Source organism: Microbacterium sp. B19(2022), from assembly GCF_012030385.1.
Classification (GTDB): Bacteria; Actinomycetota; Actinomycetes; order Actinomycetales; family Microbacteriaceae; genus Microbacterium; species Microbacterium oxydans_B.
In genome coordinates, this window is the sequence record NZ_JAAUVO010000004.1 from 42,759 (window position 1) to 65,354 (window position 22,596).

21 protein-coding genes are annotated in these 22,596 nt (G+C 68.7%); 9 read left to right on the forward strand and 12 right to left on the reverse strand.

What is annotated here, in order from left to right:
• The first annotated feature begins 12 nt into the window (after positions 1 to 12).
• Positions 13 to 1,323: a UDP-glucose dehydrogenase family protein gene (locus HCX50_RS04540; RefSeq protein ID WP_167633168.1), complete on the forward strand. Its 1,311-nt coding sequence runs from the start codon at positions 13 to 15 to the stop codon at positions 1,321 to 1,323.
• Between the two features lie 39 nt (positions 1,324 to 1,362).
• Here HCX50_RS04540 and HCX50_RS04545 read toward each other — a convergent pair whose 3' ends face one another.
• Complete coding sequence (locus tag HCX50_RS04545; protein ID WP_167633169.1) at positions 1,363 to 3,303, reverse strand: GDSL-type esterase/lipase family protein; 1,941 nt, start codon at positions 3,301 to 3,303, stop codon at positions 1,363 to 1,365.
• A gap of 140 nt (positions 3,304 to 3,443) precedes the next feature.
• Here HCX50_RS04545 and HCX50_RS04550 point away from each other — a divergent pair, with 140 nt between their 5' ends.
• Together HCX50_RS04550 and HCX50_RS04555 are read left to right on the forward strand one after the other, a co-directional pair.
• Positions 3,444 to 4,028, forward strand: coding sequence for a DedA family protein (locus tag HCX50_RS04550; RefSeq protein WP_167381604.1), 585 nt, complete (start codon positions 3,444 to 3,446; stop codon positions 4,026 to 4,028).
• Between the two features lie 31 nt (positions 4,029 to 4,059).
• Positions 4,060 to 4,236, forward strand: coding sequence for a DUF5302 domain-containing protein (locus tag HCX50_RS04555; RefSeq protein WP_017830923.1), 177 nt, complete (start codon positions 4,060 to 4,062; stop codon positions 4,234 to 4,236).
• A 55-nt stretch (positions 4,237 to 4,291) separates the two neighbouring features.
• Here the strand turns inward: HCX50_RS04555 and HCX50_RS04560 are convergent, their stop codons facing one another.
• Positions 4,292 to 5,731 carry a cation:dicarboxylate symporter family transporter gene (locus tag HCX50_RS04560; RefSeq protein ID WP_091033532.1) on the reverse strand — a complete coding sequence of 480 codons (1,440 nt, stop codon included), beginning with the start codon at positions 5,729 to 5,731 and terminating at the stop codon, positions 4,292 to 4,294.
• Positions 5,732 to 5,876: 145 nt separating this feature from the next.
• Here HCX50_RS04560 and HCX50_RS04565 point away from each other — a divergent pair, with 145 nt between their 5' ends.
• Together HCX50_RS04565 and HCX50_RS04570 are read left to right on the forward strand one after the other, a co-directional pair.
• Positions 5,877 to 7,160 (forward strand): sensor histidine kinase, encoded by a 1,284-nt coding sequence (locus HCX50_RS04565; RefSeq protein ID WP_167633170.1) that lies wholly within the window; start codon positions 5,877 to 5,879, stop codon positions 7,158 to 7,160.
• A complete protein-coding gene (locus tag HCX50_RS04570) occupies positions 7,157 to 7,846 on the forward strand; it encodes a response regulator (RefSeq protein ID WP_091033537.1) in 690 nt (229 codons plus the stop codon). Before HCX50_RS04565 ends, HCX50_RS04570 begins: the two co-directional genes overlap by 4 nt.
• A 3-nt stretch (positions 7,847 to 7,849) precedes the next feature.
• Here HCX50_RS04570 and HCX50_RS04575 read toward each other — a convergent pair whose 3' ends face one another.
• Genes HCX50_RS04575 through HCX50_RS04585 form a run of 3 tightly spaced genes read right to left on the reverse strand, consistent with a single transcriptional unit; the run spans position 7,850 to position 11,126 of the window.
• Entirely contained in the window at positions 7,850 to 9,202 is a 1,353-nt protein-coding gene (locus HCX50_RS04575; RefSeq protein WP_140403338.1) for an FAD-binding oxidoreductase, read from the reverse strand.
• Between the two features lie 51 nt (positions 9,203 to 9,253).
• Positions 9,254 to 9,898 carry an FMN reductase gene (locus HCX50_RS04580; protein ID WP_091033542.1) on the reverse strand — a complete coding sequence of 215 codons (645 nt, stop codon included), beginning with the start codon at positions 9,896 to 9,898 and terminating at the stop codon, positions 9,254 to 9,256.
• 1 nt (position 9,899) lies between these two features.
• Entirely contained in the window at positions 9,900 to 11,126 is a 1,227-nt protein-coding gene (locus tag HCX50_RS04585) for an LLM class flavin-dependent oxidoreductase (protein WP_091034484.1), read from the reverse strand.
• Positions 11,127 to 11,237: 111 nt separating this feature from the next.
• Here HCX50_RS04585 and HCX50_RS04590 point away from each other — a divergent pair, with 111 nt between their 5' ends.
• Together HCX50_RS04590 and HCX50_RS04595 are read left to right on the forward strand one after the other, a co-directional pair.
• Positions 11,238 to 12,380 carry an acyltransferase family protein gene (locus HCX50_RS04590; protein ID WP_091033544.1) on the forward strand — a complete coding sequence of 381 codons (1,143 nt, stop codon included), beginning with the start codon at positions 11,238 to 11,240 and terminating at the stop codon, positions 12,378 to 12,380.
• Positions 12,377 to 13,255 carry a serine hydrolase domain-containing protein gene (locus HCX50_RS04595; protein ID WP_167633171.1) on the forward strand — a complete coding sequence of 293 codons (879 nt, stop codon included), beginning with the start codon at positions 12,377 to 12,379 and terminating at the stop codon, positions 13,253 to 13,255. The genes HCX50_RS04590 and HCX50_RS04595 overlap by 4 nt, the downstream gene beginning before the upstream one ends.
• 6 nt (positions 13,256 to 13,261) lie before the next feature.
• Here HCX50_RS04595 and efeB read toward each other — a convergent pair whose 3' ends face one another.
• From efeB to efeU, 3 genes are read right to left on the reverse strand one after another with little or no spacing between them, the layout of a single operon-like run.
• Complete coding sequence (efeB, locus tag HCX50_RS04600; protein ID WP_167633172.1) at positions 13,262 to 14,566, reverse strand: iron uptake transporter deferrochelatase/peroxidase subunit; 1,305 nt, start codon at positions 14,564 to 14,566, stop codon at positions 13,262 to 13,264.
• Between the two features lie 38 nt (positions 14,567 to 14,604).
• Positions 14,605 to 15,837, reverse strand: a complete 1,233-nt coding sequence (efeO, locus tag HCX50_RS04605; protein WP_091033551.1) for an iron uptake system protein EfeO — start codon at positions 15,835 to 15,837, stop codon at positions 14,605 to 14,607.
• A complete protein-coding gene (efeU, locus tag HCX50_RS04610; protein WP_091033554.1) occupies positions 15,834 to 16,778 on the reverse strand; it encodes an iron uptake transporter permease EfeU in 945 nt (314 codons plus the stop codon). The genes efeO and efeU overlap by 4 nt, the downstream gene beginning before the upstream one ends.
• Positions 16,779 to 16,947: 169 nt before the next feature.
• Here efeU and HCX50_RS04615 point away from each other — a divergent pair, with 169 nt between their 5' ends.
• A complete protein-coding gene (locus HCX50_RS04615; RefSeq protein WP_091033556.1) occupies positions 16,948 to 17,952 on the forward strand; it encodes an isopenicillin N synthase family dioxygenase in 1,005 nt (334 codons plus the stop codon).
• 8 nt (positions 17,953 to 17,960) lie between these two features.
• Here the strand turns inward: HCX50_RS04615 and HCX50_RS04620 are convergent, their stop codons facing one another.
• The 4 genes from HCX50_RS04620 to HCX50_RS04635 all read right to left on the reverse strand — a co-directional run bounded on the left by HCX50_RS04620 (position 17,961) and on the right by HCX50_RS04635 (position 21,379).
• A complete protein-coding gene (locus HCX50_RS04620; RefSeq protein WP_091033559.1) occupies positions 17,961 to 18,290 on the reverse strand; it encodes a transcriptional regulator in 330 nt (109 codons plus the stop codon).
• Complete coding sequence (locus HCX50_RS04625; protein ID WP_167633173.1) at positions 18,283 to 19,152, reverse strand: hypothetical protein; 870 nt, start codon at positions 19,150 to 19,152, stop codon at positions 18,283 to 18,285. Before HCX50_RS04625 ends, HCX50_RS04620 begins: the two co-directional genes overlap by 8 nt.
• A gap of 75 nt (positions 19,153 to 19,227) precedes the next feature.
• Positions 19,228 to 19,893: a GntR family transcriptional regulator gene (locus tag HCX50_RS04630; protein WP_167381605.1), complete on the reverse strand. Its 666-nt coding sequence runs from the start codon at positions 19,891 to 19,893 to the stop codon at positions 19,228 to 19,230.
• 19 nt (positions 19,894 to 19,912) lie between these two features.
• A complete protein-coding gene (locus tag HCX50_RS04635; protein ID WP_091033568.1) occupies positions 19,913 to 21,379 on the reverse strand; it encodes a chlorohydrolase family protein in 1,467 nt (488 codons plus the stop codon).
• A 192-nt stretch (positions 21,380 to 21,571) separates the two neighbouring features.
• Between HCX50_RS04635 and HCX50_RS04640 the strand changes: the two genes are divergently transcribed.
• Positions 21,572 to 22,585: an ABC transporter permease gene (locus tag HCX50_RS04640; RefSeq protein WP_244175991.1), complete on the forward strand. Its 1,014-nt coding sequence runs from the start codon at positions 21,572 to 21,574 to the stop codon at positions 22,583 to 22,585.
• Positions 22,586 to 22,596 lie beyond the last annotated feature (11 nt).

The window sequence follows — 22,596 nt, forward strand, 5'->3', positions numbered from 1 at the left end:
TGTGCTGTCTCCATGCGCATGTCAGTGATCGGCTGCGGGTACCTCGGTGCCGTGCACGCCGCCGCCATGGCCTCGATCGGACACGACGTCATCGGCATCGACGTCGACGAGCGGAAGGTGGCCGCGCTCAACGCGGGCTCCGCACCGTTCTTCGAGCCACAGCTGACGGAGCTGCTCACCGAGGGGCGGGAGTCCGGTCGGCTCCGGTTCAGTGATCGGATGGCGGATGCCGCCGGCGCGCAGGTGCACTTCCTCGCCGTGGGTACGCCGCAGATCCCCGGCGGTCACGCCGCCGACCTCCGATACGTCGATGCGGCGATCGACGGGCTGCTCCCCCACCTCCGCCCCGGCGACGTGATCGCGGGGAAGTCGACCGTGCCGGTCGGCACCGCCGCACGACTCGCGACCCGCGTCGCCGACTCCGGCGCGACCGTGGTGTGGAATCCCGAGTTCCTTCGCGAGGGCTGGGCCGTGCACGACACGCTGACCCCGGACCGGTTGGTGGTCGGCGCCGAGCCGGACGCGGCCGGTGAACGCGGCGTCGCGGTGCTGCGCGAGGTCTACGCGGCGGCTGTCGAGGCCGGGACGCCGTTCCTGGTGACCGACCTCGCCACGGCGGAACTGGTGAAGGGCGCCGCGAACGCCTTTCTCGCGACCAAGATCTCGTTCATCAACGCGATGGCGGAGATCGCTGATGCTTCCGGCGCCGACGTGGCGCTGCTCGCCGACGCTCTCGGCCACGACTCGCGGATCGGTCGGCGCTACCTCGGCGCCGGCATCGGCTTCGGCGGCGGATGCCTGCCGAAGGACATCCGCGCATTCGCCGCGCGTGCGGAGGAGCTGGGACGCGGTGAAGCTGTCGGCTTCCTCCACGAGGTGGACGCTATCAACCTCCGGCGCCGGGAGCGGGCCGTGCAGCTCGTCGTGGACGCGCTGGGCGGGCTCGTGTTCGGGCGCCGGATCGCCGTTCTCGGCGCCGCGTTCAAGCCGTTCAGCGACGACATCCGCGACTCCCCCGGCCTCGACGTCGCCGTTCGCCTGCGCGGACTCGGAGCGGACGTGGTGGTGACTGACCCCGCCGCGCTGGACAATGCCGCCGCCGCCCATCCGCAGCTGGGTTACGCGCGAGACCGGAATGATGCGCTTCGGGAAGCGGATGCGGTCGTGATCGTGACCGAGTGGGACGAGTACCGCCGCGACCTCTCCCCTGCGCACGCCGGCGGTCTGGTCCGCGGACGGATCATCATCGACGGGCGCAACTGCCTCGACGCGGCGGCCTGGCGCGCAGCGGGCTGGCAGTACCACGGCATGGGGCGGCGCTGATCGGCCCCGGCCGTCGGCGGTGAGGTAACGCGACGCGAGTCAGCCGACGTTCGCCCACCGCGCCGCGGATGAGCGCCCGAGATACACGTAGTCGTCATGCTTCGCCGCGCGACCGTCGCCCGCCGCGCGTCCGTGCAGGCGGCGCCAGACCCAGGGCAAGGCGTGTCGGCGCCACCACACGCCCGCGCCGATCGGCTCGTGCTCGTGCAGGGCAGCGTCCAGGATGCCCAGGGCATCCGCATCGGGCACCCCCAGCATCTCGGCCGCTCGATACGCGAGGAGACGATGGCCACGACTGCTCAGATGCACCAGGTCCTCACCCCAGTTCGGCCGCTCGGCCAGTGCAGGATGCAGATCCGTGTCGATCAGGATCGCTCCCGTGCGCGCGGCGACCCCCGCCAACGCCGTCGCGAACGCGGCGAAGCGCCGTGTATAGATCGCCGCCGCCCGACGTCCCGGCAGGAACGGCGTGACCAGCAGCACATCCGCACCGATCGCCCGCAGCCGCACGACGGCGTGCTCCACCTCCGCGGCGAGCGCTGCGACGTCGACACGATGCTTCACGAGATCGTTCGCTCCGATGAGGATCGAGATGAGGTCAGGATGCAGCTCGAGCGCACGCTCCAGCTGTCGACCGCACACATCGCGCACGCGCTTCGACCTGATCGCGAGGTTCGCATAGTGGAGCCCTCCCCGCGCGGCGAGCAGCAATGCGAGCCGATCGGCCCAACCGCGCAGGGCGCCATCCGGGGCGGGATCGCAGAGTCCCTCGGTGAGCGAATCCCCCAGCGCGACGAAGCGGCGCCAGCGATGCGCGGTGACCGGCGGCGGGGAATCCGGCCGGGTGACGCGGCGAGCGCGCGAAGCCGCATCCACCCGCTGCAGCAGCCGCGCCTCCTCGAAGTGGCCGAGCAGTTGATCGCACACGCTCGCCCAGCTGCGACTCTGCACTGCATCACGACCGGCTTCTCCGAACGCCCGCCGCTTTCGCGCGTCGCCTGCCAGATCGGCCACTCGCATCCGCAGGTCATCGAGGTTGCCGGGGCGGTACAGCCATCCGTCGACGCCCATGCGAACGAGGTCGAGGGGCCCGCCGCGCCCGGTCGCGATCACCGGGACCCCGCTGGCGTGCGCCTCCTGCAGGGTCTGCCCGAACGTCTCGCTCTCCCCGGGGTGCACGAAGACGTCGAACGACGCCATGGCCGCGGCGAGCGCAGACCCGTCGAGGTGGCCGAGGAACACGGCATCCGGGAGCAGCCCCTCCAACCGTGCTCTGCTGGGGCCGTCTCCGACGATCACCAGGCGCGCCCCCGGGAGGTCGCGGAGCACGACGAGGTCCTCGACCTGCTTCTCCGGGGCGAGGCGGCCGACGTATCCGATCACGACCTCGGCATTCCACTCGGCACGCAGCGCAGGGTCCCGACGCACCGGCTGGAAGCGTTCCGCGTCGACGCCCCTTCCCCAGTGGCGCACGCGATCCACTCCGAGTGCGGCGAGCTGCTGGGCTGCATCCGCGGAGGGAGCGAGTGTCATCGTCGCTCGTCGGTGCAGCCGCGCGATGTGCGTCTGGGCGATGCCGGTCGCCGCGGCGACCCCGTAGCGCTCCGTATAGGCCGCGACGTCGGTCTGGTAGGCGGCGACGCTGGCGACCCCGATCCGCTCAGCGGAGATCACCCCACGCCAACCGAGCGCGAACGGCGAGGCGAGGTGCACGACATCCGGCTGGAAGCGGCGCAGGGACGCGGCGATGCGCGGGACGCCAGACGTGCCGACCCTGACGTTGTGATAGCCCGGAAGCGCGAGGCTCGGAATAGCCTCGATCGACACTCCGTGCACCGCCCCGGGGATCCCGACCGCGGCGGGGGCGATCACGTGGGCATCGTGCCCGCGGTGCTCGAGGTGTCTCAGGATCTGCAGCACTGACCCGGTGACGCCGTTCATGTGCGGAAGGAAGGACTCCGTGACGATCGCTACTCTCACAGCCTCAGGATGACCGTGCTCCGACGCTGCAGTCGCCACAAACGGCTTGCGGCACCGGATGTTCACCGGATGCTGGACGGCGGGTCACCGGCTATGCGCTCTTTGGTTGCCGTTCACCGTCTGCGGGCACAGTGGACGACGTGTCGACGGATCTGCTCACCGAATCCCTCACCGGGCCTTGGAGCCTGGCGCTGATGGGTCTGCTCGTGCTCGGGGACGCCTTCTTCGTCGTCGTGCCGGGTGAGATCGCGGTGACCGCACTCGGAGCGCTGGCGGCGACCACGGGGACCCCGCCGCTCTGGTCGGTCGTCGTCTGCGCCGCGGCAGCCGCGACCGTCGGAGACGCGTGCTGCTACCTGATCGGCCGGACCGTCGGCCTCGATCGGTGGCGGTGGATGAGGGCGCCTCGTGTGCAGCAGGCACTGGGTTGGGCACGGCACCGGCTGGACGCGGGCACAGCCACCGTCCTCTTCACCGCCCGCTTCGTGCCCTTCGCCCGACTCGCGATCAACCTCGTGGCGGGGGCGTCGCGCATCCATCCACCTCGGTACCTCGCCCTCGTCGCACTGGCCGGGTCCGGTTGGGCGCTGTACCAGGCGGCCGTGGGCGCCGCCGTCGCCGCCATCCTGCCGGGCGGCCCGCTGATCGCCGTCCCGGTCTCTATCGTCATCGCGCTGGGTCTGGGAGTGCTGCTCGATCGCGTCCTGCGCGGCACGAGAGGGTGACCCGCCGCAGCCGGTGCTCTAGGCTCGGGGCATGAGCACCGAAGAAGGCGCCTCCTCCTCTGAGGAGATGAAGCGCAAGTTCAAGGAAGCGCTCGAGAAGAAGAACGCGCACCACCGGCAGGGCGAGGCGCACCTGGATGGCGACTCCGCCGTGCACAGTGCGAACGCCCCGCAGACCCGGCGCGAGTTCCGACGCAAGAGCGGTTGACCGCGCGGATGCGGGAGCCCGTTCACCCGGACTCCCGCATCCCTCACCCCTCTCGTCAGCCGCGTTCCGCGCGCGCCCTGGCCCGCTCCTCCTTCGCCGCCATCTCCGTCATGGCCGCCTCCCGCAGCTCCTGCACGTCCGCGCCTTGTGAGGCCTTCTCATGACCGTGCGCGTCGACGCCGTCGAGCAGGGACTCGTCGAAGGGGAGGTCACCGCTCAGCACCCGCCGCACGCGGTCACGGTCGATCTGCTTGGTCCAGGTGCCGATCAGCAGAGTCGCGACGGCATTCCCGGTGAAGTTCGTCAGAGCCCGTCCTTCTGACATGAAGCGGTCGATGCCGACGATCACGCCCACCCCGTCGACGAGGTCGGGGCGATACGCCTGCAGCCCCCCGGCGAGTGTCGCCAGTCCCGCACCGGTCACTCCGGCCGCCCCCTTGCTGGCGATGATCATGAACACCAGCAGCCCGATCTGTTCGCCGATCGACATCGGCTGCCCCATCCCCGTGGCGATGAACAGCGACGCCATCGTCAGGTAGATGGCCGTTCCGTCGAGGTTGAACGAGTACCCGGTCGGCACCGTGATGCCGACGACCGGCTTGGACACGCCGACGAACTCCATCTTCGCGATCAGGCGAGGGAGGGCGGACTCCGAAGAAGACGTGCCGACGATCAGCAGGTACTCCCGTGCGAGGTACTTCATGAGGGCGAAGATGTTCACCCGTGTCACCGCCCACAGCATCACACCGAGGATCACCACGATGAACAGGATGCAGGTGATGTAGAACGCGACCATCAGCGTCCCGAGACTCCAGATCGCCGCCACACCGGTCTTGCCCACCACCGCGGCGATGGCTCCGAACGCCCCGATCGGTGCGAGCCAGAGGATCATCCCGAGGATGCGGAAGACGAGCTTCTGCAACTGCTTGACCGCCTCCATGATGGGGGCGCCGCGCTCGCCGAGTCCCTGCAGCGCGAAACCGACGAGCAGTGCGATGAACAGCACCTGCAGCACGCTCTCCCCCGTGAAGGCCGAGAAGAACGTGGTCGGGATGATGCCGAGGATGAACTCCTGCGTCGTCTTGGCCTCCGCTTCGACCGCGTCATACGTCGAAGACGCCATGTCGAGCCCCGCGCCCGGGTGGATGATGTTCCCGACGACGAGGCCGATCGCCAGCGCGAACGTCGACATCACCATGAAGTAGAGGAGAGCGAGCCCGCCGATCTTGCCGACCGTCGCCGCCTTGGCGATGGATCCGACGCCCACGACGATCGTGCAGAAGATGATCGGGGCGATCATCATCTTGATCAGGGCGACGAAGCCCGTGCCCAGCGCTTCGAACCCTCGACCCACCTCCGGCCAGATGAGCCCGACCATCGCGCCGAGTACGACCGCGATCAGCACGGACATATACAGCCAGGTGTGCCGGTCCCACGCGTGCTTCCCTCGTCGCCAGTTGAACTTCGGCAGTGCGAATCCCGTTGTGAGCGCCATGGCTTCCTCCTCGATCGTCGACGTCTTCGTCCGAATGGCGGCTTCTGCGCCGCCGATCGGTTCCCACGGTCATCCACCTCCCGCCGCAACACGAGTTGTGGTCGTATTGGTCACGGCACCTGACCATCGACGATCGGAGCAGGCGATGGCGCACACCTCCCGCGGCCGCAGCACCGCTTCGCGCGTCTTCGCCGTGCTGCTCGTCGCGGCGGTCGTGATCGGCGCCCTCGTGGCGGTCTTCCTCGTCGCCGAGGCGCAGCGATCGATCCGCACCGAAGCGGAGCGGGTGACGGCGGCCATCGCGGCCTCGTTCGCCTCCTCCCCTCTCGTCGTCGACGGCCTGCGCTCGAGCGATCATGACGCGGCCACCCGCGTGCTCGAGCCCTACTCCCTGGGGGTGATCGCCGGTGCCGGGCTCGACTTCATCACCGTCATGACCCCGGGCGGCACGCGGATCACCCACCCCGATACCGACCAGATCGGCGGGATCTACCTGGGCACGATCCCCGCGACACCCCAGACACTGACGGAGGAGTTCACCGGAACCCTCGGTCCCTCCATACGGACGATCTCGCCGGTCATCACACCGGACGGAGACCTGATCGGCTGGGTCGCGGCCGGGGTGACAACCGAATCCATCACCGACACCCTGATCCGCCGCCTGCCTCTCACGCTCGGTATCACGGTCGCCCTCATCGCACTCGGCGTCGGTGGCGCGATCATCGCGCGGCGTGTGACCCGCCGCATCACCGGTGACCTCCCACCCGGTCAACTCCGCGACGCGGTGTCGTCGTACGAGTCGATCCGCACCCTGGGCGAGGCTCTGCGCGCGCAGACGCACGAGCACGGGAACCGTATGCACGCCGCGGTCGCGCTGCTCGAGCTCGGACGCCGCGATGAGGCGATCGAGATACTCACGGAGACGTCACGACAGAGCCAGTCGCTCGTGGACCAGGTGACCGCGCGACGCCACGGGGATCCCGCCGTCGGCGCGCTCCTCCTCGGCAAGGCCTCGCAGGCCAAGGAGCGCGGCATCGACTGGCGGGTGCACATCGAGCCCGATACGCCCCGCACGCCGTTGTCTCCTGTCGATGCCGTCTCGGTGCTGGGCAACCTCGTGGACAACGCCATGGACGCCGCCGCCGAGTCGGACGACCGCTGGGTGCAGGTCTCACTCCGCCCCGACGATGGCGCAGGGATCGTGCTGGAGGTCTCGGACAGCGGTCCCGGGATCCCTCCTGCCGTGCGCGAGCGGATCTTCGACCAGGGTTACTCCACGAAACCCGCCGACGGGAACGGCCGCGGTATCGGTCTGGCGCTCGTCCGTTCCGTCGTGACCGGTGCCGGCGGCTCGGTGACGGTGAGCGACGCACCGACCACGTTCCGGGTCATCGTCCCGGCAGCGGCACCTCGGCGGTCGACGCCGTGATCCGCGCACTCATCGTCGACGACGACGCTCTGACGCTCGAGTTGCACCGCGACTACGTGGCCCGCCTCGACGGGTTCGTCGTCGCCGGCGAGTGCACGGGAGCCCGGGCCGCTCTGACCGCCCTGATCGAGCATCCCGGCGCGTTCGACCTCGTCCTGCTCGACATCACGATGCCGGACGGCTCCGGCATCGATGTGCTCCGGGCCCTTCGCGCTCGCTCCGCTGCGGTGGATGTGATCGCGATCACCGGTGTGCGGGACGCCGAATCCGTACGGCAGATGGCGGCGCTCGGCGTCTTCCAGTATCTCGTCAAGCCCTTCCCCTTCGCGGTGTTCCGCGAGCGGATGGAACAGTATCGTGCGCATCGGGAGCAGGCGCGGACCACCGATGGCGAAGCCACCCAGGCAGAGATCGACGCACTGCTCGGCCGCGCCACCGGGACGATCACGCTTCCCAAGGGGCTCTCGGCGGCCTCGCTGGACAGAGTCACCGCACAACTGCGCACCGACGGGCCGTTGTCGGCAAGCGAGGCGGCCGAACGGCTCGGCATGTCCCGGGTCGCCGTGCGACGCTATCTGGAACACCTGGTCGTCGAAGGTGTGCTCACGCGGGCCGCACGTTACGGGAACCGCGGACGACCGGAGACCGAGTACGGCTGGAAGCGGCGAACCGGCCCCGAGGTCTGACCGTCAGCGGGGCAGCCGCCCCTCGTGCAGCAGAGCGTCGGGATCGAACCGCGCGCGCAGTTCCCGGAGACGGGCGATCTCGTCGGCAGATCCGCAGCGCTCGAGGGTCTGCTCCGGCTCGAGGAAGGTCGCCACGGTCTGAGAGGCCTCGTTCGGGGCCAGCAGCTCTCGGAAGGCCACGAGACTCGCCTCTCCCGGCTCGGCGGGCACTCCGGGGATCACTGGCACGAGAGCGTGCAGCAGCCAGCCCACGGACTCCAGAGAGGCGAAGCCCGGTCGTCGCGGTGTATCCAGGGCGCCACCGAGCATGCGGATGTCGATGCCCATGATCGGCCACTGCTCGGGCAGTTCGCGGAACTCGAGGAGCGCGTCGATGGTCGCGTCGTCGAGGGCGCTCAGCGCCATCGATGATCCGCGGCCGGGCGTCGGATCCGTCGGCTCGTTCGATGCGGCGGCCAGTGCCGCCGGCGAGGTCGGGCCGGTGATATCCCTGCGCACCTCTCCGGCCCGGCGCACCGCGTCGATCAGCTCTTCCTGCGGCCCGTCGGTCGACAGCGCCTGGACCGTGAGGAAGCTGCGCCCGCGGATCTGCTCGGGGAGCTGCGGCGCATCCGGCATCCGCATCGAGTTCAGGAACACGTTGAGCGTCGATGGAGCCGAGGACGCCAGGTCGCGGACCGCTCGGACGACCGTCGGCGCATCGGCGACGTCGAAGGTGAGGTTCGACCCCCAGACGGCGGGTGCCCGCACGAGTTCGATCTCGAGTGCGGTCACGATGCCCACGAGGCCGCCGGCCCCCCGCAGCGCCCACAGGAGGTCGGCGTCGGCATCGTCGTCCACGCGCTCGTGCGTGCCGTCTGTGCGCAACACCCACGCCGCGCGCAGATTGTCGGAGCCGAGGCCCGCCGTGCGGCTGAACCACGAGTGTCCACCGCCCAGTGTGTACCCGGCGACGCTCACGACGGGGCTGGTGCCGGCCGGCGCGACCCATCCGGTGCCTTCGAGCGCCTCGACGACCGCGCCCCAGCGCACGCCGCTGCCCACCCTCGCGACGCCGCTGTCGAGATCGATCTCCAGATCGTCGAACGCGCTCATCCTCACCAGCACGGCACCGGACAGAGAACCCGAGGCTCCGTGGCCACTCGGCTGGATCGCGAGCCGCACACCCGACTCCCGCGCCGTGTTCAGCAGCGCGCGGAGGTCGTCGACATCGGCGGGCGTCGCGACCGCGACCGGCCGCTGCTCGATCGCGAGATTCCACGGCTGTCGAGCCGCGTCGTAACCCGAGTCATCGGGAAGGAGGAGGGTGCCGGAGAATCGTTCCTGGAGCGCGACGATCGCGGGGTGTGTGGGCATGACGCCACCGTACGATACCCCTCGGACATCGTCGATGGCGTCATGCGCCACTCACTCCCCCGCGAGGCCTCCGAGCATGTGCCCGAAGGAGCGCCCTTCGCCCAGGTACGTCGCCGGGTCGTACGGGTCTGCGACCGTGGTCGCTTCCTTCCGCGCGATCGTGTCGGCGAGCTCCCGTGCGCCCTTCTCCACGCGCTTCGCGAGCGGGGCGACGTCGTCACCCGAGTCTCCCCAGTCGCTCGATGCCGCGAACACGCCCGTCGAGACGGTCTCGGCGTGCAGGTAGGCGAACAGCGGCCGGATCGCGTAGTCGATCGCCAGCGAGTGCCGCGCGGTTCCCGCGTTCGCGCCGATCAGGACCGGCTTCCCGGTGAGCGCGTCGGGATCCAGCACATCGATGAACGACTTGAACAGTCCCGAGTAGCTCGTGGAGAAGATCGGTGTGACGGCGATGAGCGCGTCGGCGGAGACCACCGTGTTGATCGCGGTCTCGAGCGCCTGCGGTGCGAACCCCGTGAGCATGTTGTTCGTGATGTCGTGCGCATAGTCGCGCAGCTCGATCACGTCGACGGTGGCCTCGATGTCGCGCTCCGCGAGGGCCTTCACGGTCTCGGCGGCCAGTCGATCGGCGAGCATCCGGGTGGACGACGGGTTCGAGAGCCCCGCCGCGACGACGGCGATACGACGCGTGGTCATGTCACGCCTCCTTCCGGCCGAGCCCGAACGCTGCGCCGGCGGGCGCCGGGCTGTCCTGGTACGGCGAGTCGCCGGTGAGGTTGTCACCGCGATTCGCGCCGGGGCGAGCCTGGCGCGTCGGACCGTCACCGAACTCCGCGGCCACGCGTGCGGCGTGGGTCGGTGCGTCCGGGACGGCGGACGGGCGGTCCTTCGCGAGTTCCTTGCGCAGCACCGGCACGACCTCGGAACCGAGGATGTCGAGCTGTTCCAGCACCGTCTTCAGCGGGAGCCCCGCGTGGTCGATCAGGAAGAGCTGGCGCTGGTAGTCGCCGTAGTACTCGCGCATCGACGCATACCGGTCGATGACCTGCTGCGGCGAACCGACCGTCAGCGGCGTCATCTCGGTGAAGTCCTCCATGCTCGGACCGTGACCGTACACCGGCGCGTTGTCGAAGTACGGGCGGAACTGGTTCACCGCGTCCTGCGACTTGGCCGCCATGAACACCTGACCGCCGAGGCCGACGATCGCCTGCTCCCTGGTGCCGTGACCGTAGTGCTCGAAGCGCTGACGGTACAGCTCGATGAGGCGCTGGTAGTGCTCCTTGGGCCAGAAGATGTTGTTCGCGAAGAACCCGTCGCCGTAGTAGGCGGCCTGCTCCGCGATCTCCGGGGTGCGGATGGACCCGTGCCACACGAACGGCGCGATGCCGTCGAGCGGCCGCGGTGTCGAGGTGAAGCCCTGCAGCGGGGTGCGGAACTTGCCCTCCCAGTCGACGACGTCTTCACGCCACAGCTTGTGCAGCAGCGCGTAGTTCTCGATCGCGAGCGGGAGACCCTGGCGGATGTCCTGCCCGAACCAGGGATACACCGGTCCGGTGTTGCCGCGACCGAGCATGAGGTCCATGCGCCCGTCGGAGACGTGCTGCAGCATCGCGTACTCCTCGGCGATGCGCACCGGGTCGTTCGTGGTGATGAGCGTCGTCGAGGTCGACACGATGAGGCGCTCGGTCTGCGCGGCCAGTGCCGCGAGGAAGGTGCTGGGGCTGGAGGACCAGAACGGCGGGTTGTGGTGCTCACCGATCGCGAAGACGTCGAGTCCGACCTCTTCGGCGTGCACGGCGATCGCCGTGGTCGCCTTGATGCGCTCCTGCTCGCTGGGGGTGATGCCCGTGGTGGGATCGCGGGTGATGTCGCTGACCGACATGATGCCGAACTGCATCGCCTGCGCGCCTGACTGCTCGCTCATGATTGCTCCGTGTTCTCCGAACCGGATGACTCGCATCCGTTTCTATTCATTTGAATGTATCTGTGTCAACGCGCTCACAGCAACTTTATTCCCGGGCTGTAGCCTCGAAAGATGAGCAGTACCGGGGCGGACATCTCAGGGCCCACCACAGGATCTCTCCCGCGAAAGCGACGGCGCGTGCCGTTCTGGGACAACGCGCGGTACATCTGCATCGTCCTCGTCGTGCTCGGGCATGCGATCCAGCGGCTCATCTACGACTCGGACATCGCCTTCGCCTTCTACCTGGCGCTGTACGCGTTCCACATGCCGGCGTTCGCGATCATCTCCGGCTACTTCTCCAAGTCGGGCACTCCCACCAAGACACAGATGGCGCGGGTGATCACGGACATCATCCTCCCCTACGTGATCTTCGAGACACTGTGGACGCTCACCAAGTGGCTCGTCGAAGGCGAAGCGACACCGAACTTCACGAAACCGAGCTGGACGCTGTGGTTCCTGCTCGCGCTCGGCATATTCCGACTGGTGCTGCCCTATCTCGCTCTGCTGCGCTGGCCGCTCCTGTGGACGGTCGTGATCTCGATCGGCTCCGGCTACCTCCCGAATGTCGACAGCACGTTCTCGCTGTCTCGCACTCTCGGCCTCCTGCCGTTCTTCGCACTCGGCTGGTGGCTGCGCGAGCACGACATCGTCGATCGGTTCCGGCTGCTCGACTTCCGCCCCTGGTGGATCCGGGCCGCCGCAGTGGCGCTCTTCGCGGGAGTGGGCTGGGCGGCGTGGAACTGGCTGCCGCTCTGGCAGGCCGTGGATCTGCGCCACTGGCTGTTCTACGAGGACTCGTACTCCGACCTGGTCGGCGAGCAGTGGTGGGCCGGTGCGATCCGTATCGCCCTGATGCTGTTGGCCGTGCTCCTGTGCGCCGGCTTCTTCGCCCTGATCCCCCGCGGCTCGTACTGGTGGACCACATTCGGTCAATACACGATGTACGTGTACCTGCTTCACTCCTTCGTGCTCTACCCGTTCCGCGAGACCGGCGTGCTGCGCGACCTCGAGCCCACATGGATCTGGTTGCCGCTGGTGACGGCGCTCTCCGTGGTCGTCGCGCTGCTCCTGGCCACTAAACCCGTGCGTCGGGTGTTCCGACCCCTGGTCGAGCCGCGTCCGCGCTGGCTCTTCACCGACCCGGCCCTCACGTCACGCGAAGGACGTCGAAACGATCCGACCGGGTCCCGACGACCCCGGACCGATCCGCGATGACCGCCGCACGAATCGTCCGCGACCGCATCGTCGAGGCGGTGTCCACGTCCGGCTTCGGCGCGCACGGGCTTCACGTGCGCATCGGAGCCGGCGAGGCGGAACACCGCTGGACGCCCGATGTGCTCGAGGATGTGCATTCGGTCGCCAAGGGCGTGTGCGTGCTCGCGGCCGCGATCGCCGCCGATGAGGGCGCGATCTCCTTCGATGTGCCCGTGACCGTCTACGTGCCCGACTTCGAGCGCGGCGAGGGCGTCGACGAGGTCACCCTGCGACACCTGCTCACGATGTCGAGCGGCATCGACCTGCCCTGGTCCGAGACGCTCATGACGGACTGGCCGGACCTGGCCCGTGAGTTCCTGCGTCGGCCATCACGCGGACGCAGATTCCAGTACTCGAACGCCAGCACCTACACCGCCATGACGGCCCTCTCCGCCCGAGTCGGCGATGTGGGCGACTACCTCGATGCCCGGCTGTTCCGCCCGCTCGGCATCGATGATGTGGTGTGGACGCGCAGCCCGAACGGGCGCATCCAAGCGGGCGGCGGGCTTCCGCTGCGAACGAGTGAGATGGCACGGATCGGCCTGCTGATCCGCGACCGCGGATGGTGGCAGGGCACGCAGCTGGTGTCGTCGGGATGGATCGACGCGATGCACGAGAACGGCGTCGTCGCCGGCCCGAACCCCGGCTACGACCGCTACGCCCTCGCCGGCTGGGGCGGCCCCGGGCGCGGGTGGCGGCTGCACGGCGCGCACGGCCAGCTGCTCATCTTCCTCGACGACGCGGTCGTGACCATCACCGCTGCCGATCACTTCGGTGCGGACGAGATGGCCGCCACGGTGGTCGACATCCTCGAGACCGCCCGACGCGGAGCCTGAACTCACTCAGGCGAACAGCTGCGCACCCACGTAGGACCCGGGGGTCGCGCCGCGCGGCACGGCCCAGATCCCGGAGCCGACATGGCGGATGTACTCGTTCATCAGATCGGTCGACAGCCGCCGCTGCAGTGCGATGAACTGTGCGGGGTCGCGCTGGTACGACAGGAAGAAGAGTCCGGCGTCGAGGCGTCCGAGCGCGTTGTTGCCGTCGACGTAGTTGTAGCCGCGCCGCAGGATCCGCACACCGTCGTTCTGCTCGGGATGCGCCAGGCTCACGTGGCTGTTGGCGTCGATGGCCTTGCCACGGAAGTCGGGCGCGGTGAACTCGTCCCCTCCCGAAAGGGGCGCGCCCTCCCCTTTATCCCGTCCGACGATCGCATCCTGCTCCGAGAGCCGCACCCGGTCCCACGTCTCGATCAGCATCGCGATCTTGCGTGCGACGAGGTAGGAGCCACCGGCGAGCCAACCGGGCTCATCCTTCTCGGACACCCAGACGTGGTCCGTGAGCGCCTCGGTGTCGTCGGCGAGGATGTTCGCCGTGCCGTCTTTGAAGCCGAAGAGGTTCCGGGGCGTCGCCTGGGCGGCGGTCGTGCGCGAGGTCTTGCCGAATCCCAGCTGCGACCAGCGCAGGCGGGCACGCCCGAAGGCGATGCGGCTGAGGTTGCGGATCGCATGCACCGCGACCTGCGGGTCGTCGGCGCACGCCTGGATGCAGAGATCTCCGTGGGACGCCTGCGGGTCGAGATCATCGCCGAGGAACGCCGGGAGCCGTTCGAGCCCGGCCGGGCGCTGCGCGGCGATCCCGTAGCGGTCGCCGTCTTCGTTCTCGAAGAGGCCGGGCCCGAACCCGAAGGTGATCGTGAGGCCGGCCGCCGGGAGCCCCAAGGCCTCGCCGGTGTCGTCCGGCGGCGCCTCGCCCGGCCCGCCGACCGCTCCACTCGCGCTGACCTCCAGTCCCTGCGACATGCGGGATGCGGCGTAGGACCAGTCCTGCAACAGGGAGATGAGGTCATCGCGGTCACTGCGCGGCATCATGTCGAAGCTCGCGAAGTGCAGATGATCCTGCACCGGCGTGGTGATGCCGGCCTGGTGCATACCGAAGAACTCGTACGCGGAATGCGCGTCCTCCGCCGCGCGGGCACGGCCCAGCGCCACCCCTCCGGCGAGGCCCGCGCCGGCGCCGACCGCAAGCCCTGCCACGCCACCGCCGATGGCGAGGCCGAGGAGTCCGCGTCTGCTCAGTCCGCCCGGAGCCGGGGCATCACCCGTCGATGAGGTGTCGGGCGAGGCCCCCGCGTCTGGTTCGTTCACGTCCGTGATGGTATCCGTTCGATTCCGCTCGACGCTGATCAGTCGAGGACGGTACTGGTGAGCTGCGAGAGCGGCTCGGCCAGTGCGTTGATCAGGTCGGTGAACTCGCGCTTGTCGTCTTCGGTCAGCTCCGCATAGGCGACGAACCCGTCGGTCAGCGAGCCGTGGGCGGCGAGAGACTCCTCGAGTGCGGCGTAGCCGCCTTCGATCTCGTCGACGAGGGCCTCACCGTCGTCACCCTGAGCTGCGGCGAAGTCCTGCACGAGCGAGAACGCCATCTTCGAGCCCTCGACGTTCGCAGCGAAGTCGTAGAGGTCGGTGCCCGACCACCAGTCCTCCTCGCCCGAGATCTTGCCGGTGGCGACCTCGTCGAGCAGCGCGATCGAGCCGTTCGAGATGCCTCCGATGCCCTGATCGTCGAGAGCCGTCGTGAAGTCGTCGGAGTGCACGTAGTCGTAGAGCTCCTGCACGTCGGCGAGCAGCAGGTCGCCGAAGTCGGCCCGCTCTGCCGGTGTCGACGGAGCCCAGTCCTGCCGGGCCGGGGTCTCGCCGTCGGCGTTCAGCGCGTCCTCCGCCGGCACCCACAGGTCCTTCTCGATGCGGTGGAAGCCCGTCCAGTCCAGCCCCTCGGCCACGGCGTCGACCTCGCGGTAGTCGATGCGCGGGTCGAGATCCCCGAGCGCCTCGGCGACCGGCTCGATGCGCTCGTAGAACGCGCGGGTCAGCGGGAACTGCTCGCGAGCGGTCTCGTCGTCACCCGATTCGTAGGCCGCGACGAACTCCTCGACGGCCGGGACGAGCTGGCCGACCTGGTCCTTGACGAACGCGGCGTAGAGGTCGACGGCCTTCTGCTTCTGCTCGGCATCGGGGCCGTCGACGGCGACGCGGTCGCCTGTGACGGTGAAGGCCGCCTTGCCGACGCCGTCGCCGAGCATGCCGGGCTTGCAGAGCGTGAAGTAGTCCCCCGGCTGTGCGACGACCGTGAGGGTGCGCGACGCGGCGGGCGCGATGTTCTCGACCTCGCCGACGATGCGCAGACCGTCCTCGGCCAGCAGATAGAACTCCGAGACCTGATCCGTGTCGTTCTTCACGTCGAACGTCAGCGTTCCGCTCTTCGCCGTGGCCTCCGAGACCGCGCAGTCCCCCTCGGTCGACGAGACGTCGAACGCGGCATCGGCGGCGACATCGCTCTTGGCGACGCAGCCACTCAGGACGAGAACCGCAGCGCCCGCGGCGGCGAGTGTCCCCAGGACACGGTGAGAGGTGGTCATGCTGCTCCTTGTGGTGAGAGAGAGGTCGTGTCGGATTCGGGTTCGGTCGAAGCGCGGGGCTTCGGAGCACGGCGCGAGCGGAGACCGCGGACGTACAGCGACCCGACGATGAGGATGTAGAGAGTCCAGGCGGAGACCTGCAGCCAGGTCATCGCGGGCATGAAGCCGACCGTGGCCTGCAGCACCGCCGCCAGCGGACCGCTCGGAGCGATGGCCGACGACACATCGAAGGCCCAGCCGAACGGGAAAGCCATCCACCCGATCGCGACCGCCCCGGTCGACGGGTCGAGCGGGGCCGCGGCCGTGAACGGGCCCGGCAGGGCGCCCGCCTCCTGGAGATCCATCAGGGCATACGCGAGCACACCAGCCGCGACGATGACGAGGAAGCCGCCGGTCCATGCGAAGAAGCGGCGGAGATCGAGCTTCACGGCTCCGCGGGAGATGAGCCAGCCGATGATGACGGCGGCGGCGAGGCCGAGCAGAGCACCGAGCAGAGCGGAGGGCGCATCGCCGAAAGCCTGCACCATCGACCACAGCAGCAGAGTCGTCTCGATACCCTCCCGCGCGACGGAGACGAATCCGATCGCGACGAGAGCCCAGAGCCCGCCGGTGGTGAGCGCGCGATCGAGTCCGCCCTCGAGCGTCGCCTTCATGGTGCGTCCGGCACGCTGCATCCAGAAGATCATCCACGTGACCATGGCGACGGCGAGCAGCGAGAGCCCTCCGCCGATCAGCTCCTGCGCCTTGAACGTGAGCTCATAGGCGCCGAAGGTGAGCACGGCACCGATGCCCAGGGCCAGGACGATCGCGAGGCCGACGCCGACCCACATCTTCGGCAGGGCGTCCTTCCGGCCGAGACGGCGGAGGTAGGCGACGAGGATGCCGACGACGAGCGCAGCTTCCAGACCTTCACGGAGGCCGATGAGAAAAGTGGCGAGCACGGAGACGATTTCTGTTGCGACGACTGAGGTAAGGCAGCCCTTACCTACGAGACTCTAGCACCGCGGTGACATCATGCCGGAACACCGTTGCCGCCGGCAGACGACGACCCGGCGGTAACGCGGCGCAACAGTCGCCCTCCCTCTCGGAAAGGCGACATACCCTCGGTCCATGCCTGAACTCTCGCTCCCGATCCTCGACCTGTCCCAGCTCGATGAAGGCCCGGAGGCCGCCGCGCGATTCCGCGACGACCTCAGGGCGGCGACGCACGACGTCGGCTTCTTCTATCTCACGGGCACGGGCATCTCCCCCGAGCTGGAAGCACGGCTGCACCGCGCGGCCCTCGACTTCTTCGCGCTCCCGGAGGCGGACAAACTCGCCATCGAGAACGTCAACAGCCCGCACTTCCGCGGGTACACCCGCATCGGCGGGGAACGCACACAGGGACAGGTCGACTGGCGCGAGCAGATCGATATCGGCCCCGAGCGCGAACCCGTCGAGGGCGGACCGGCGTTCAACCGCCTCGTCGGACCCAACCTGTGGCCAGCGGCGCAGCCGGAGCTGCAGGAGGTCGTCGCCGAATGGCATGCGACGCTGTCCGACGTCGCCCGGCGGTTGCTGCGGGAATGGGCGCAGACGCTCGGAGCCGACGAGACCTACTTCGACGATCACTTCGGTGAGCCCTCGACACTGATCAAGATCGTCCGCTACCCGGGAACACACGAGCCCGAGCCGCAGCAGGGCGTCGGCGCGCACAAGGACTCGGGCGTCCTCACGCTCCTCTGGGTCGAACCGGGCAAGGGCGGCCTGCAGGTCGAGCGCGACGGCGCCTGGGTCGACGCTCCCCCGGTGCCCGGCGCCTTCGTCGTGAACATCGGCGAGCTGCTCGAGTACGCCACCGGCGGCTACCTCAAGGCGACGAACCACCGGGTCGTGTCGCCGAAGGCCCCGAACGACCGGATCTCGATCCCGTTCTTCTTCAACCCCGCCCTCGACAAGCGCCTCCCGCTGATCGAGCTTCCGCCGGAGCTGGCGGCCGAGGCGAAGGGTGTCACGAAGGACCCGAGCAACCCGATCCACGCGCTCTACGGCGAGAACGCCCTCAAGTCACGCCTGCGCGCCCACCCCGACGTCGCGGCGATCCACCACGCCGACCTCGTGGAGGCCCCCGCCTGAGCGAACACTCACAGCGCCTGCCCACCGCCGAGAGCGACGATCTCACGCAGGGCCTGGAGGTGTGCAGCGAAGGCATCGCGACCCGTCGCCGTCGAACGGACCCAGGTGCGCGAGCGACCACCGACGTTCGCCTTGCGCGCGAACACGTAGTCAGCGGCCTGCAGATGCGTGATGGCCTTGCTCAGCGGCGAGTCACCGCACTGGAGGACTTCCCGAAGCGTCGGGAAGTCGAGCTCCATCCCGTCACCCAGCGCCGCCATCAAGGAGAACCGGATGGGCGAGGCGAAGTTGTCGTCCAGCTGGGTGCGCGGGTGAGGCCGGGAGGCCGACTCAGCCACGGCTCTCCCGCCCGGGGACGAAGGAGACGAGGGCGAAGAGCAGGATCACGACGACACCCCCGAGAAGTCCCGCCACCCCTCGGTCGCCGAGAGACTCTTCCCCGAGCGCGAGGCCGACGGGGATGCACGCCGCGACGAAGAAGGTGGCGACATGCGGCCAACGCCAGGCGGCTCCGACGGAGGGAAGCCCCAGCGGAGTGTTGAAGGCTACGATCCACGCGAGGAGCATCATCATCACCAGCAGCGTGATCACGCTCCGGAGCACGTCGTCGGGAGCCCCCGCCAGCATGGTGAGCACGCCGAGAGCGGCACCGACCAGGACCGTTCCCCACCGTACGGCGACGGGCAGCGGGGTCCAGGCAGGCCGCGGACGATGCGGATCACCTGACGCGCGGATGAGCTGCGCCACCCCGTAGCCGCCGATGCCGAGCAGAACCATGCCGGCAGGCAGGAGCACCCAGCCGACGGGGAGCGTGGTGTCCAGTGACACGAACCCGAACATCACGACGGCAGCGGCCAGCAGCACCCCTCCGCCCAAAATGACCGGCCACCGCGAACGAGTCATGCGCCACTGCATCCCGTTGCGCTGAGCCATGCCGCTCGCGAGCTGCCCCCACACCAGGAAGGTGAACAGGATCATCTGCGAGGCGATCACATCGTCGTTCCGGAGGACGAGCGCGAACGCGACGAGGTACGCCGCGGTGACCACTGCATTGAGGATCTGGAGCCAGGCGAGCGCACGTCGGTCGATCGCCCGGTCGCGGCGCCCCGCCACCGCATCAGCTGCAGCCAGATACTGCTGCGCGAGATCGGCATCCGGCGGGACGAGCGCGTCCTGACCGGGAATGGGCTTCTGCTCCACGATGGACCTCCTTCACTTTCCACACGGAAAGCTCCTACTTTCCTATCGGAAAGCAGGAGCGGGGTCAACCCGTCGTCACCAGTCAAGCGCCTGCGCGAGGGCTTCGATGATGGGTTCGCGCCCCTGATCGATGTGCGCGTAGGCCTGCGCAGCCGCCACCTCGCCGCGCCCGGCGACGATGGCGTCGAGCAGCTGTTGGTGCTCCACCGCGTGCTCCTGCTCCCGCGTGGCGTGCGTGATCCCGAAGATCCACTGCATCCGGCCGAGCATGGGCAGCAGACTGCGCTCGAGGATGCGATTGCCGGAGAGGCGGACGATCTCGAGGTGGAACCCGAGATTGGACTCCCCCAGCTCGGCCGTGTCACCCGGCGTGAGCGCACGCTCGAGGAGCTCGCGCAACCGATCCGCACTCGCCGCTCCCGAGTGGACACGGTGCGCCGCATGACGTGTCGCATAGGGTTCGATGCACAGCCGCGCGTCGTACAGCTCCTCGACGTCGGCTCTGGTCACCGGAGTGACACTCGCCCCCTTGTTGCGGGTCGTGACGACGAACCCGTCCGTCTCCAGCCGCTGGAGCGCCTGCCGGACGGGCACACGGGACACCTCGAACCGCTCCGACAGATCCCGTTCCTTCAGCCATGATCCCGGCGTGAGCTCTCCGACGATGATCCGGCGCAGCACACCGCGGTAGACCCGCTCGGCGAGGGCGGATCCGTCGGTGATCATGCTGTCGGAACTCATCGCGGAACCTCTCGGGGTATCAGGCATGACGGGGGAAGACCGGAGGGAAGAGCTCGTCCGTCGTTCCGCTCCGATGGTCGCGCCCAGTGTAGGCGTTCCGCATCCTCGCGAAGAGGATCTGCGTGTCGTCGCGGATCGCGTCGAGGTCGATCCCGTCGATCTTCCCGTCCCGCATGACGACCCGGCCGGCGACCATCGTCAGGCACGCATCGCGCGCCGTGCCGTTCAGCACGAGCGTGCGCAGCGGGTCATCGACGGCGCCCATCCGCACGTCGTCCAGCCGGAACGCCGTCAGGTCGGCCTGGGCGCCGACGGCGATCCGGCCAAGGTCCGGGCGATGCAGAGCCCGAGCTCCTCCGAGTGTCACCGCGTCCACGTAACCCGCGAGGTCACCGGCAGCCAGACTGCCGTTCTGCACCTTCGCCACCGACACCCCGGTGTCGATGCCGCGGATGAGGTCGGGCGGGAACGAATCCGTACCGAGGGCGATGTTCACCCCGGCGTCGCGATAACGCTGGAACGTCTCGAGCTCGGAGCCGTAACGCGCATTGGTCAGCGGACAATGCACGATCGACACCCCGGCGTCGACCAATCGGGCGAGGTCGCCGCGGTCTTCCCCGTGCACCCGCGGGTTCACGTCGAGGAACACGCCGTGCGGCACGAGGAGGCGATCGTTCAGCAGCCCCGACTTCTCGATCAAATCGAGCGGAGTGCAGCCGTGGGCATCGAGGATGAGCTCGCGTTCGACCTCCCCCTGCAGTGCGTGCAGCCGGACGATCGCACCACGCTCGGCCGCCGCCGCTCCCGTCGCCGCGAGCAGCTCGGGAGTCAGGGTCTCGATGCGACAGGGAAGGAAGACCGGGGTCAACAGCGGATCGTCGAGCGCTGCGAGTTCGTCGTGGAAGCGGACGGCGTCGGCGAATCCGGCCTCACCCTCCTCCGGAGCGAACCGCACGACGCGTTCGCCCGACGCTGTGACGGTGTTCACGCCCGAGCGATAGGACGGACCGAGGAATCCGCGCAGGCCGAGCCTCCGCGAGAAGTACGCCATCCGGTGGAGATCGGCCGCAGACTCCGCCCAGACCGAGTGCACCTCCGAAGCGATCGGCATGAACGAGGTGATGCCGTGCAGCGCGAGCTGCACCAGCGCGATCTCCCGGATCCGTGCGCGCTCGTCCTCATCGAAGACATGCCGTCGACGGTCGAAGTACTCGTCGGACCACTGCAGTCGGGCGGCCTGCTCCCGGGTGCCCCACGCGTCCAGGATCAGGTGATCGATGTCGGTGAGCGCGTCCAGATCGATGAGTCCGGGCATGAGCAGGCTCTCGCCGAGATCGATGCGCTCGTCGACGCCAGACGGCGCGTCCCCGGCCGGACCGACGTAGGCGATCACGCCATCCTCGACCACCACAGCCCCCTGCCGGAGTTCCGTGTGAGAAGTGCCGTCGAACGCCAGCACATGGTCGGCCGTGAGGAGTGTGCGCATGAGAGCCCCGATGATCTGAGATGCGATTTGGTATCCAAAAACTATCCCACGTCTCCGACCTTCTCAACACACACGCCCATCGCATTCGAGAAAACCGGCTATCTCGCCATGATCTCCGAATTTGGTATCCCAAGCTTGCCCACGCTGGTATACAATTCTGAGCACCCGCTCCCCGGACCATCAAGGAAGATCGTGACGGACACACAGACGCTGACCCCGAAGACGGAAGCGCTGCCCACCGCGCCGCCGAAGATCGCGACCGGACGCTCGCTCCTCGGGACGGCATGGCTGCGCATCCGTCGGAGTCCGGTCGCCCTCGTCTCCTTCGGGGTCGTCGTGGCGATCGTGCTCTTCGCTTTGCTCGCCCCGGTACTGGTCGCGATCGAGGGGCAGGATCCGTTCACCACGAACACCGGCCCGGAAGTCCTCGACAACTTCAACACCCCCGGCCTGCCGCTCCCCGCCTACATGTATCCCTCGGTGGAGCACTGGCTCGGCGTCGAGCCGGGACTCGGACGCGACATCTTCGCGCGCATCGCGTACGGAGCCCAGGTCTCGCTGCTGATCGCCCTGCTGTCTACCGTGGTCTCGGTCGTCCTCGGAACCGTGCTCGGGGCCGCGGCCGGTTACTTCGGCGGCAAGGTCGACATGGTCATCAGCCGCATCATCGACCTGTTCCTCGCTTTCCCGCACCTGCTCCTGGTGCTCTCGCTCACCCCGATCCTGCAGTCCCGGCTGCGCGACACGCCCCTGGGCCAGGGCAGCTTCGTCCCCATCGCCTCCCTCGTGCTGATCCTCGGATTCTTCGGCTGGGCATACCTGGCCAGAGTCGTGCGCGGCCAGGTGCTCAGCATCCGCGAGCAGGAGTACATCGAGGCGGCGAAGTCCTATGGGGCCTCGCACCGGACCATCATCTTCCGTCAGGTGATCCCGAACGTGCTCGGGGTGGTGCTCGTCTACGCGACCATGATGATCCCCGCGAACATCTCCGCCGAAGCCGCGCTGTCCTTCCTCGGTGTGGGCGTGAAGGACCCGACACCGTCCTGGGGGCAGATGCTCAACGCCGCGCAGGCGGGCAACTGGTACCTCAGCGATCCCTGGTTCCTCATCGTCCCCGGCACCGCGCTCATCATCACCGTGCTCGCCTTCAACCTGCTCGGCGACGCCGTGCGCGACGCGCTCGATCCCAAGGCCTCGCGCAGCTGACCTTCCCGACC

Excerpts from the sequence above, each read along its gene's own strand:
- HCX50_RS04590 (WP_091033544.1), top strand. The coding sequence starts at position 11,238 with ATGAGCAGTACCGGGGCGGACATCTCAGGGCCCACCACAGGATCTCTC.
- HCX50_RS04540 (WP_167633168.1), top strand. The coding sequence starts at position 13 with ATGCGCATGTCAGTGATCGGCTGCGGGTACCTCGGTGCCGTGCACGCC.
- HCX50_RS04635 (WP_091033568.1), bottom strand. The coding sequence starts at position 21,379 with ATGCGCACACTCCTCACGGCCGACCATGTGCTGGCGTTCGACGGCACT.
- HCX50_RS04575 (WP_140403338.1), bottom strand. The coding sequence starts at position 9,202 with ATGCCCACACACCCCGCGATCGTCGCGCTCCAGGAACGATTCTCCGGC.
- HCX50_RS04565 (WP_167633170.1), top strand. The coding sequence starts at position 5,877 with ATGGCGCACACCTCCCGCGGCCGCAGCACCGCTTCGCGCGTCTTCGCC.
- HCX50_RS04630 (WP_167381605.1), bottom strand. The coding sequence starts at position 19,893 with ATGAGTTCCGACAGCATGATCACCGACGGATCCGCCCTCGCCGAGCGG.
- HCX50_RS04560 (WP_091033532.1), bottom strand. The coding sequence starts at position 5,731 with ATGGCGCTCACAACGGGATTCGCACTGCCGAAGTTCAACTGGCGACGA.
- HCX50_RS04595 (WP_167633171.1), top strand. The coding sequence starts at position 12,377 with ATGACCGCCGCACGAATCGTCCGCGACCGCATCGTCGAGGCGGTGTCC.
- efeO (WP_091033551.1), bottom strand. The coding sequence starts at position 15,837 with ATGACCACCTCTCACCGTGTCCTGGGGACACTCGCCGCCGCGGGCGCT.
- HCX50_RS04615 (WP_091033556.1), top strand. The coding sequence starts at position 16,948 with ATGCCTGAACTCTCGCTCCCGATCCTCGACCTGTCCCAGCTCGATGAA.
- HCX50_RS04555 (WP_017830923.1), top strand. The coding sequence starts at position 4,060 with ATGAGCACCGAAGAAGGCGCCTCCTCCTCTGAGGAGATGAAGCGCAAG.
- HCX50_RS04580 (WP_091033542.1), bottom strand. The coding sequence starts at position 9,898 with ATGACCACGCGTCGTATCGCCGTCGTCGCGGCGGGGCTCTCGAACCCG.
- HCX50_RS04585 (WP_091034484.1), bottom strand. The coding sequence starts at position 11,126 with ATGAGCGAGCAGTCAGGCGCGCAGGCGATGCAGTTCGGCATCATGTCG.